The organism is Streptomyces sp. NPDC002845, assembly GCF_053591955.1.
The window spans coordinates 16,892-27,712 of sequence record NZ_JBSFUU010000106.1 but is presented as its reverse complement, the minus strand read 5'-3'; the positions used below and the strand labels follow the sequence as shown (position 1 = coordinate 27,712).

At 72.0% G+C, this 10,821-nt stretch carries 9 protein-coding genes; 4 read left to right on the top strand and 5 right to left on the bottom strand.

Translation table 11 applies throughout. The features are described 5' to 3' along the window. Positions 1-112 precede the first annotated feature (112 nt). Positions 113-919 carry an SGNH/GDSL hydrolase family protein gene (locus ACWD3C_RS43050; RefSeq protein ID WP_451153296.1) on the top strand — a complete coding sequence of 269 codons (807 nt, stop codon included), beginning with the start codon at positions 113-115 and terminating at the stop codon, positions 917-919. Here the strand turns inward: ACWD3C_RS43050 and ACWD3C_RS43045 are convergent. From ACWD3C_RS43045 to ACWD3C_RS43030, 4 genes are all read right to left on the bottom strand, one after another. Next, the gene (locus ACWD3C_RS43045; RefSeq protein ID WP_451153294.1) at positions 903-2,597 is read right to left on the bottom strand and encodes a protein kinase domain-containing protein; all 1,695 of its coding nucleotides are present in this window, start codon (positions 2,595-2,597) and stop codon (positions 903-905) included. The genes ACWD3C_RS43050 and ACWD3C_RS43045 overlap by 17 nt on opposite strands. 62 nt (positions 2,598-2,659) lie before the next feature. Continuing rightward, positions 2,660-4,369, bottom strand: a complete 1,710-nt coding sequence (locus ACWD3C_RS43040) for a nickel transporter (protein ID WP_451153292.1) — start codon at positions 4,367-4,369, stop codon at positions 2,660-2,662. Then, the gene (locus tag ACWD3C_RS43035) at positions 4,366-5,898 is read right to left on the bottom strand and encodes a tetratricopeptide repeat protein (RefSeq protein ID WP_451153290.1); all 1,533 of its coding nucleotides are present in this window, start codon (positions 5,896-5,898) and stop codon (positions 4,366-4,368) included. Before ACWD3C_RS43035 ends, ACWD3C_RS43040 begins: the two co-directional genes overlap by 4 nt. A gap of 104 nt (positions 5,899-6,002) precedes the next feature. Next, a complete protein-coding gene (locus ACWD3C_RS43030; protein WP_451153288.1) occupies positions 6,003-7,529 on the bottom strand; it encodes a DUF4331 family protein in 1,527 nt (508 codons plus the stop codon). 227 nt (positions 7,530-7,756) lie between these two features. Between ACWD3C_RS43030 and ACWD3C_RS43025 the strand changes: the two genes are divergently transcribed. The 3 genes from ACWD3C_RS43025 (at position 7,757) to ACWD3C_RS43015 (ending at position 9,570) form a co-directional block, all read left to right on the top strand. After that, on the top strand, positions 7,757-8,299 hold the full coding sequence (locus ACWD3C_RS43025; protein ID WP_451153286.1) for a sigma-70 family RNA polymerase sigma factor: 543 nt from the start codon (positions 7,757-7,759) through the stop codon (positions 8,297-8,299). Between the two features lie 85 nt (positions 8,300-8,384). Then, positions 8,385-9,191, top strand: a complete 807-nt coding sequence (locus tag ACWD3C_RS43020; protein ID WP_451153284.1) for an anti-sigma factor — start codon at positions 8,385-8,387, stop codon at positions 9,189-9,191. Positions 9,192-9,306: 115 nt separating this feature from the next. Further along, positions 9,307-9,570, top strand: a complete 264-nt coding sequence (locus ACWD3C_RS43015) for a hypothetical protein (protein ID WP_451153282.1) — start codon at positions 9,307-9,309, stop codon at positions 9,568-9,570. Between the two features lie 32 nt (positions 9,571-9,602). Here the strand turns inward: ACWD3C_RS43015 and ACWD3C_RS43010 are convergent, their stop codons facing one another. Beyond that, positions 9,603-10,811, bottom strand: a complete 1,209-nt coding sequence (locus tag ACWD3C_RS43010) for a CaiB/BaiF CoA transferase family protein (protein WP_451153280.1) — start codon at positions 10,809-10,811, stop codon at positions 9,603-9,605. Positions 10,812-10,821: the final 10 nt, after the last annotated feature.

Genomic DNA, 10,821 nt, shown 5'->3' with positions numbered 1-10,821 from the left:
GCCAGTTCTACCGGGGCTCCGCTTCTTACGTCCCGAGTCACCGCAGATCAGCGCGTACTTGTCAGCGCCTCCGAAGCCGTAACTTCACGGCCTTGTGCTAAAGGGAGGTTCCATGAGACGTTCCCGAATCACGGCATACATGACGTCGCTCCTCCTCGCCGCCGGTCTGGCCCTCACCGGGGCCGCGTCGGCGCAGGCGTCCCAACTCGCCGCGGCCACCGGCTATGTGGCCCTCGGCGACTCCTACTCCTCAGGTGTCGGGGCAGGCGGCTACATCGGCTCCAGCGGCGACTGCAAACGCAGCACGAAGGCCTACCCCTACCTCTGGGCGGCCGCCAACTCACCCTCGACGTTCAACTTCACGGCCTGCTCGGGCGCCCGAACGAGTGATGTCCTGGCCAACCAGCTCGGCCCCCTCGGCTCCGCCACCGGCCTGGTGTCGATCACCATCGGCGGCAACGACGCGGGCTTCGCCGACGTCATGACGACCTGTGTCCTGCAGTCCGACAGCGCCTGCGTGTCCCGCATCGACACGGCGAAGGCGTACGTCGACTCGACCCTGCCCGGCCGGCTCGACTCCGTGTACTCCGCGATCCGGACGAGGGCCCCGGCCGCCCACGTGGTCGTCCTCGGCTACCCCCGCTTCTACAAGCTCGGCCAGACGTGCCTCGGGATGTCCGAGACCAAGCGGGCCGCGATCAACAACGCGTCCGACTATCTGAACAGCGCCATCGCCAAGCGTGCCGCCGACCACGGCTTCACCTTCGGCGACGTCCGGCCCACCTTCACCGGCCACGAGATCTGCTCCGGCAGCTCCTGGCTGCACAGCCTCAACTGGCTGAACATCGGCGAGTCGTACCACCCGACGGCCTCCGGCCAGGCCGGCGGCTATCTGCCGGTACTCAGGAACGTGGCCTGACCGCAGCCGCACCCTGGGGCGCGACCACCTCGTTCGTGGGCAGAGTGGAGACCCCGCCCGTCGGGGTCTCCGTTTCGCAGGTGACCGAGAAGGACACCGAGTTGGACGTCGTGGAGACCGGGTCGCGCACCTCGACGCCGATCTCGTCCTCGTACGTCCCGTCCGTGTCGTACGTCGTCACGATGACCTGTTCCTGCTGCGTGCCGTCCCCGCCCGGCGGGAACGACAGCGTCCGCCAGCCCGGGTCCGAGACCTCGCCGCTCCTCGTCACCCACCGGTAGTCCACCTCCACCGGGACGCGGCCCACCGTGAACGTCGCGGTGAACGTGGGCACTTCGGAGTCCGGCGGGGGACAGACGCCGGAGTAGTCCGTGTTCGCGCCCGTGACGCTCACCTCGACGGACTGGGGCGGCGGAGTCGCCGTGCCTGAGTTGCCTCCGTCGCCGCCGGGTGTGCCGGAGGTGGCGCCGGTGCCGCCCGTGGTGGTGTCGCCGCCGTTGCCGTTGCCGGTGTCGGTGTTCCCGCCGTTCGAGCCCCCGGTGTCACCCCCGCCGCCGGTCGTGCCTCCGTTGCCGCTGGTCCCGCCGTTGTCCCCGCCGCCCCCACTGCCCTGGTTCACCAGCGCGTACGTCAGTCCGGCGAGCGCGAGGGCCAGGGCGGCCACGCCCGCGACCAGGACGACCGCCGCGCGCCGGTTCCGGTCGGGCTTGGCGGCCGGGCCCGCGGAGGGCCGGGTCGTGGCGGTGGGAGGGGTATGCGGCGAGGGCGGGGCCTGATGCTGGGCCGGGGCCGGGAAGTCCGCGACCACCGGGGTGTACGGGGCGGAAGCGACCGTGTCCGCGCGCGGGGTGCCGCCCGCGCCGATGACACGCAGGTCCCGCTCCGCCTGCCCGGCCGGGACGCGCTCGGCCGGATCCTTGCGCAGCAGCCCCTCGACGACCGGGGTGAGCGGGCCCGCCCGGCGCGGCGGCGGCAACTCCTCGTCGACGACCGCGCGCAGCGTGCTCAGCGGAGTGTTCTGCCGGAAGGGCGAGGTGCCCTCGACCGCCGCGTACAGCAGCACGCCGAGGGACCACAGATCGGACTCCGGGCCCGGCGTACGGCCCAACGCCCGCTCGGGGGCCAGGAACTCGGGCGAGCCGACCACCTCGCCGGTCATGGTCAGCGCGGAACTGCCCTCGACCATGGCGATGCCGAAGTCGGTGAGGACCACGCGTCCGTCGTTCGACATCAGCACATTGCCCGGCTTCACGTCCCGGTGCAGAACCCCGGCCTCGTGGGCCGCGCGCAGGGCGGCGAGCACCTCGGCGCCGATGTGCGCGGTGCGCTGCGGCGGCAACGGGCCCTCGGCGTCCAGGAGATCGGCCAGCGAGATCCCGCGGACCAGCTCCATCACGATCCAGGGGCGGCCGTCCTCCATGGCCACGTCGTACACCGTCACCACATTGCGGTTCGACACCCGCGCCGCGGCCCAGGCCTCCCGCTCCAGGCGGGCGTACATCCGCTCCGCATCGGGTCCCGGCAGCCCGCCCGGGGCACGCACCTCCTTGACGGCGACCTCACGGTGCAGCACCTCGTCGCGGGCCCGCCACACGGTCCCCATGCCGCCCTCGCCCAACGGGGACAGGAGACGGTAGCGCCCGGCGACCACACGTTCACTGCCCGGTACCTCGGACACGGGCGTCCCCCATTCGTATCCGCGCGCTTGCTCCACTCCGCGTGATACCTCCCCAAACTAACTCAACCGAGCGCGGATGCGGCCCCCTTGAACACCAGTCCGGCCCCGAGAGCGACGACGACCAACGCCGACACCAGCGGTACGGACCTGCGCATCAGCGCCGCGAACGGGCCGGCCGCCCAGCGGGGCCTGCGGTCCAGCATCCGCGCCGCCCAGCCCCCGGCCTTCACCACGGCGAATCCGGCCGCCGTCAGGGTGAGGGCCAGCCCGACGCCGTACGCCAGCACCAGCAGCAGCCCGAACCACGCCTTGCCCAGGGCGGCGGCGCCCACGAGCACGACCACTGCGGAGGGGCTGGGGACCAGCCCGCCCGCGAAGCCGAGCAGGATCGTGCCGCGGAGGGTGGGGGCGGTGGGGTGGGTGTGGGTGAAGCCGCCGTGGGTGTGGGTCAGGGGGCCGTGGCTGTGGCTGTGGTCATGGCCGTGGGGGTGCTCATGGGGATGGTCGTGGTTGTGGCCGTGGTCGTGCGCTTCGCTGTGCGGGTGGTGGGTGTGGCCCTTGGCCGGTGCGTGGGCGTGGGGCTGGGCCTGGGCTTCGGTGTGCGCGTGGGCGAGTACGAGCTCGCGGTCGTGCGCGTGATCGTGGTCGTGCGCGTGGTCATGCTCGTGCTCGTGTGCATGGTCGTGCTCATGGCCGTGAGCGTGCCCGTTCCCGTGAGCGTGTCCATGTGTGTGCCCCAGCCGGCGGTTCCGCCAGGCCCGGCGGGCGAGGCTCGCCCCCGCCACCATCACCAGGAGCCCGCTCGCGATGCCCAGCCAGGCGATCACGGACGGGGCGGCCGCCGAACCGGCGAGGACGAGCAGTCCGAGGGCGACCACGCCGAGGGTGTGGGTGACCGTCACCGAGGCGGCCATGGGCAGGACGTCGCGGAGGGAGGCCCGGTTGCGGGCGGCGGCGGTCGCGGCCATGAGGGTCTTGCCGTGGCCCGGGGCGAGGGCGTGCATGGCGCCCAGGAACACGGCGATGCCGAGGGCGAGCGCCGCGAAGCCGACGGTGAGGTCCTGGCGGGCGACCAGATCGTCGAGCGCCCGGGTCCAGCGGTCGGCGCCGCGGGGAAGGACCGAGGAGCCGGGCGCGGCACCGTCCTCGGCGAGGGCGGGACCGCCGGGCCGTATACGCAGGGAAGCGGACGCGGTGTCCTCCGGCGAGGACAGCAACTCCTCGGGGTAGTCCGTCAGTTGCCCGGACACGGACTCCTCGGGGACGTCCGACTCCGTCAGGGTCGTCCGGTCGCCCTGCGCGGTGACCTCGCGCCAGCCCGGTCCGGAGCCTACAGAGGCGTGGTAGCGGACGTCGACGGCCTGGTCGGTGTCCGGCAGGGGTGCCGTCCAACGGCACTCCACGCGCAGGGTGTTGAGTCCCGCCTGCCCCGGCCGTACCTCCGCGCTGCTCTCGCCGACCGTGAGCACGACCGTCCGCCCGTCGACCGTGACCTCGCTGTCCCGGGCCGCCGTCGCGCACCGCTCGCGGGCCCAGCTCTCCCTGCCCTGCCGCTCGATGGCGGGCTCGGCCTGTGTCGCCGGGATCTCGGCGAGGTCCTCGACGTGAAGGACGCGGAGCTCCCCGGGAGCGGCGACCAGTCCGTCGTACCGGTTGACGGTGAAGTTGCCGAGGGGGTGCGCGCTCGCGGCTGCGGAGGGGAGGAGCACGAGCGCGCACACGGCCAGGAAGACGGCCGTGGAGGAGGCGAACAGGCGCCGACGGGATGTCACTTGAGTTCCTCCAGCGCCTTACGGGCCCGCTCGGCTCCCAGGGTTGAGAAGCCCGGGTTGAGATCGAGTGCCGCCCGAAGCGAACGCGCGGCCGCCTTCTCCTCGCCCGCGGCCTGCTCGATCATGCCGCGGTGGTACAGGAAGACCGCGTCCCGGTAGCCGATAGCCGCCGCCCGGCGGGCGTACGGCAGGGCCTCCTCGCTGCGGCCGTTGACGTGCAGCGCCCAGGCGAGGGCGTCCGCCGTGTGGACCGTCTGCCGGCGTTCCCACTCGGCGCGGGCCGCGCGCAGGGCGGCCTTCCTGTCGCCGTGGTCCGCGGCGGCGAGTGCCGTGTCGAGGTCGGCGTTGACGCCGTTGGTGCGGGCCAGCCTGGTCCAGGCGTCGACCAGGGTGTACTGGTCGCGGGCCTTCGCCTTGTCGCCCTCCGCCTCGTACAGCTCGCCGAGTTCCACGAGCGGCCCCGGCAGCGGGGAGCCGGACACGACCTGCTCCAGAGTGGTGATCGCCCCGGCGTGGTCGCCGCTCGCGGCCTGGGCGCGGGCGCGGCCCTCCAGCGCGGGGAGGTAGGTGTCGTCGGCGCCGAGGGCGCGGGCGTAGTAGTTGAGCGCGCTCTTGTGGTCGCCCTGCTTGAAGTCGAGTTGGCCGAGCTGCGTGGCCACGTACGCCACGTCGCCGCGTGCCGTAGCCGAGGAGAGGGCCTGTTCCAGGACCCGGCGGGCGGTCCTGGTGTCGCCGCGCAGTTCGTGGACGTACGCGTAGCGCGTGAAGACGGGGATGCCGGGGCGCCGGGAGTCGGCGACCTTCGCCGCCTTCAACGCCTCGTCGTAGCGGCCGAGTTCGACCAGGGCGTCGATCCGGATGGACAACGCCCGTTCGCTGTACGGGTTCTCGTCGAGCGCCCGGTCCGCGTACCGCAGGGCGTCCTCGAAGTCGTGCCGGGCGGCGGCGAGGGCGGCGTGGCCCGCGAGCGCCGGGTCGTTGCCGGGGCGCAGCTCCAGGGAGCGGTTCAGGGCCTCCTCGGCCTGCGGGTAGCGGGAGGGGTCGCCCGTGGTGCGGGCCTGCTCGACATTCGCGAGGCCGAGGGTGGACCAGGAGGTGAAGTCTCTTGGCTGGTCGCGGAGATGGGCCTGGAGCGCGATGATGGTCGCATCGAGGTCACCGCTCGCGAACCGGTCCACCGAGACCCCGGCCGCCGACGGAGCGCCCACCGTCCGCCCGTCGTCCCGGGCACCCAGCGCGACGGCCCCGCCGGTGAACGCGACGGCCAGCGCGACCACGCACACGGCGAGCCGCACAACACGCCCACGGACCGGCTCGCGCCCGGGTTCGACGGCGTCGGACGCGAGAGCGGCCTCGGTCGTGTCCGGCTGGTCCCGGTCGTGGGCAGTCTCGGCTGCTGCCGGCTCGTCCTGGTCCTGGTCGAGGGCGGCCCCCGTCGCGTCCGGCTCGTCTCGGTCGCGTGCGAGGGCGGCCCCCGTCGCGTCCCGCCGTTCGCTCTCCGGCGCGCTCTCGTTCGTACGCGGGGACATCCCTCTCCTAGAAGCCTCGGTGGGAAACGGTGGTCGTGCGGCGCGGCCCGCGCCGTGGGGGATGGGTACGTTGCGGGCCGCGCCTGTCAGGAGACCGGGCCGGTCTAGTAGTACGCCCGGTCGTTCACCCGGCGGCGCCACCACAGCAGGCCCGAGCCGATCAGCAGGACGCCGAGCGCACCCGAACCCGCGGAGGCCGCGATGAGCGACATGTTGTCGGAGCCGCCGGCGGCCACGCTCTCACCGAGCTGGCTGCGGACATTGTTCGTGGTGTTGCCCTCGACCTTCTTGCCGCGCGAACCGGCCGTCGGCAGACCCACGTACGGGAAGGCCTTGCCGAACTTCTTGTCGTTCTTGTCGACCGCGTCGCCCAGGTCGTTCGCGGCACCGACCAGTTCACCCTCGACGACCTGGAGCGCGATGTCGATCACGTCGTCGGTGAGCCGGCGCCCGTTCGGGAAGCCCGCGTTGTCGCCGTCGAGCACGCCGAGCCGCTTCGGCTTCTTGACCGGCTTGATGGAGGTGTTGAGCCGCAGCATCTCCGACGGGGTGACGTTCGGCGGCTGGTTGAGGCCCTCGACGCCCTTGAGGAAGACGTCGACCAGGTCGTTGCGCGGCTCGTCGGGCGCGGGGATCTTGTAGATCGCCTCGATGAGCTTGGGCAGCTCGGGGTTGGTGACGTTGTCCAGGAACTGGGCGTCGTCCACGGGCGAGGACGCGTTGAACGTGTCCTTGTCCTCGATCGGATTGACGACCTCGTTGACCAGCGGCATGCCCAGGCGCGACACCTGGTGGAACCGGCCGTCGGCGGCCTTGCGCTGCGTCGTGGACCAGATACCGACGATCGGCTGCTTGTGCGACTCGGCGATCACGTCGTTCGGCAGCTGCAGGGCGATGGAGTTGACGTTGTAGCCCTTGAGGGTGTCCCGCCCGACCTCCGAGAGGTCACCGCCGTACAGCAGGTCGAAGACCCGCAGGTCCAGGAAGAACGGGTCGTCGGCCTGCCCGGCGAACGTCGCCGCGCCGCCCGCGGTCTCGTAGATGGCCTGGTCGCGCAGCTTCTTGTAGTTCGGCATCGACGCCTTGCCGACGTTCGACGGTGCCACCGGCACGTCGTCCACGAGCTGCGTCCTCGCCGCCACCCGCCGGTTCTTCAGCTTGATCAGCTCGATGTCGTACGTCTGCGTGATGTTCAGGTCCGGGTCGTCGAGACTCTCGACCACGCCGGTGTTGTACAGGAAGGTCTTCTCGTTCTTGATGTGCGTCGTGAACGTGTACCGGAAGACCAGGTCTTCCTGGGCGTCGCCGTTGTTGTCGACGCGGATGTCGTACTGGGCGTCCTCGGCGAACGTGTAGAAGTTCGGTCCGCCGGCCGGCTCCTCGAAGGGGATCCAGTTCGCGACGATCGTCGTCGAGTCCGGCTTGTCCGGGCTGACGAACGCGTACACGTCGGTGTTGTCGAACTGGGGCGTCCCCGATATGAGAGGGGCCTCCCGGTGGCTGGAGGCGGAGGCCGCCCCCGGTTCCAGCGCGGACACGCCGGCGGCTGTGAGCCCTCCGGCGGCCAGCGCACTACAGATGAGGGTCGCGATGTTCCTGCGCCCCGCGCCGCTCCTGGAAGTAGGTGTCATGCCGTCCGTCCTCTGTGCCAACTTGCCTGACGAACGCCATTCGGAGCGGTCGGCAGGGTGGATTGGTCGAATCCCAAACCTTCTTACGGCGCTCCTGAAAACTTGTTTCAACGGCGGGCGGCCCGCGTTTTCGGCAATCTGATCCGTAACCCCATCCGGAGGTGTGTTCGTTGCGAATGCCTTACGCGAGGGGATGGCCGTGCTCGGCCGGAGACGAGGGGGAGCGAGTGGAGGCGGACAAGCTTCTGGTCCGTGTGGCCGGGGGTGACCAGCGGGCGTTCGAGGAGCTGTACGGGCTGGTGTCCGGGCCGGTGTTCGGGCTTGTGCGCCGGGTCGTGCGGGACCCGGCCCAGTCGGAGGAGGTGGCCCAGGAGGTGCTGCTCGAACTGTGGCGCTCCGCGGCCCGGTTCGACCCCCGCCGGGGCAGTGCCCTGTCCTGGATCCTCACCCTCGCCCACCGCCGCGCCGTCGACCGGGTCCGCAGCGCCCGCGCGGCCACCGAACGCGAGCAGCGCGAGGGCAGGCGGGCCCACCACACGGCCTTCGACCAGGTCGCCGAGGAGGTCGAGGCCGGGCTCGAACGCGAGTGGGTGCGCCACTGCCTGGAGCGGCTCACCGACCTCCAGCGCCAGTCCGTCACCCTCGCCTACTACGACGGCTACACCTACCGCGAAGTCGCCGAACGGCTCTCCCTGCCGCTCGGCACGGTCAAGACCCGCATGCGCGACGGACTCACACGGCTGCGCGAATGCCTGGGAGGAGTCGCATGAGCGCCCTGGACGGCGTCGGGAAATGTCGGCCACGCACACGCGTGCCTGACGGAACCGGAGCACGCGCGCACGAGGGAGGTGACGCATGAGCCCGCTCCGGCGTGATCCGCACTCGCTCGCCGCGCCCTACGCGCTGGACGCCCTGGAGCCCGCCGAACGCAAGCGGTTCGAGAGGCACCTCGCACGCTGTGACCGGTGTGCCGCCGAGGTGCGCGTCCTGACCGAGGACGCCGTGCGGCTCGCGTGGCAGACGGTCGCCCCCGCCCCGCCCGCGATGCGCGACCGGGTCCTGGACGCCGTACGCAACACCCCCCAGGAAGCGTCTCCCCAGGGCGCGGGGAAGGCGCGCCCCCAGCATCTGCCGGCCCATGTGTGGGGTACCGAACCGCCGCCCTCCCGCGCCCGTGCGCCCCGGCTGCGCCCTCTGTTCGTACCGCTGGCCACCGCCACGGCCGCCGCGGCCCTCGTGGTGGGGTCGCTCTTCGCCGTGCAGGCGAACCAGGCGCGCGACCAGTTGAACGCCGAGCGGGCGCAGGCACGTGAGATCGCGCACGTTCTGGCGGCGCCGGACGCCCGCGTGACCAACAGTCAGGACGCACAGGGCGGGCGAATCGGAGTGGTGGCCTCCGCTCAGGAGGGGAGCGCGGTCGTCACCCTGAGCGGTCTCGACGGTCTCCCGGCCGGTCGCGTGCACCAGCTCTGGCTCATGCGCCCCGATGTGCAACCACGCTCCCTCGGGCTCTTCGACGGCGACACGCCCTTGGTCGCCAGTGGGATGAACGCCGATGCTACGTCACTCGCGGTGACCGTCGAGCCCGACGATGGATCACCACAGCCCACCAGCCAGCCAGTTGTCCAACTCGCCCTGAAATCGCTTGGATTCGGAGAGTGATCGACAACGTCCTGGCGGGGAAGGCCAATCCTGTGACTGCGATACACGAGTGCCCCAAGGGGGCGATAGGGTTACTCTGCCCGGGCCGGGTGGACTCGTACGGGTGGGGAGTGACATGGAACAGATAACAGTGCGCAGGGCGCGAGTCCCTGCGATCACCTGCGGGAGCAGCGCGACGAGTTCGCGCCTCGACCGCCATCTCTCGGTGCTGTCGGGACCCGCCGTCCCGCAGGGCGAGACGGCCGAGGCGACATCGCTGATGCGTGAGATAACCGCACGTGACCCGCGCGAGCGCCACGACAGGGCCGCGCGCGTACGCCGGGTCTCGCTGTTCGCACCGCTGCGGCGCCTGCGCCGCTCGCTGTTCGGCGGCCACTGAACACCACGGGCCATCCGTCATGAGGCCCGCGCTCAGGCGACCACACCATCCCGGCGCAGCGCTGCGATCTCGTCGTCCGTCATCCCCACGGCATGCAGCAGCGCCCCGGTGTGCTCCCCGAGCGCGGGTACGGCCCCCATCCGTGCCCCGGTCCCGCCCGGCAGCGTGACCGGCGGCAGCAGCGCCCGCAAAGGCCCCACCGGCGAATCCACCTCCCGCCACCGCTCCCGGGCCGCCAGCTGCGGATGCTCCGCCACCTCCCGTACGTCCCTGAGGCGCGCGCACGCGATCCCGGCCGCCTCCAGCCGGGCCACCGCCTCGTCCGCGTCCAGCGCGCCGAGCGCCTTCGCGACCAACTCGTCCGTACATTCCCGGTGTTCGACCCGCGCCGCGTTCGTCGCGTACGCCGGGTCCACGGCCAAGTCCGGCCGCCCCAGCACCTGTTCGGCCAGCCGCCGCCATTCCCGGTCGTTCTGCACCGACAGCAGCACCCGCCCGCCGTCCGCCGTCGGATAGGCGTCGTACGGGGCGATGACGGCGTGCGCGAGTCCCGTACGGACCGGGGGAGTTCCACCGTGCATCACGTGATGCAGGGGATGCCCCATCCACTCGGCGAGCGCGTCCAGCATCGACACCTCCACCGGCCCGCCCCGCCCGGTCGTCCCCCGCCGTACGAGCGCCGCGAGCACCCCCGAGAACGCGTACATGGCCGCGGCGATGTCCGCCGCCGGGATGCCCGCCTTCACCGGCTGCCCGGGCGTGCCCGTCACCGACACCAGACCGGCCTCGCACTGCACGAGCATGTCGTACGCCCGCTTGTCCGCGTACGGCCCCGACGCCCCGTAGCCCGAGATGTCCACGGCGATCAGCCTCGGGTGCGCCGCGCACAGGGTGGCCGCGTCCAGACCGAGCCGGGCGGCGGCCCCCTGGGCGAGGTTCTGCACGAACACGTCCGCGTCCGCCACCAGCCGCCGTACGACGTCCAGGCCGCGCGGGTCCTTCAGGTCCAGCGCGAGGGACTCCTTGCCGCGGTTGCACCACACGAAGTGCGAGGCCAGGCCCCGGGCGGCGGTGTCGTAGCCGCGGGCGAAGTCCCCGCCGTCGAGGCGCTCGACCTTGATCACGCGGGCGCCGAGGTCGGCGAGCTGCCGGGTGGCGAAAGGCGCCGCGACGGCCTGCTCGACGGCGACGACGGTGAGGCCTTCCAGAGGGAGGGGGAGTGGCTGCATGGGGTGGATCATGGCCCCCTCG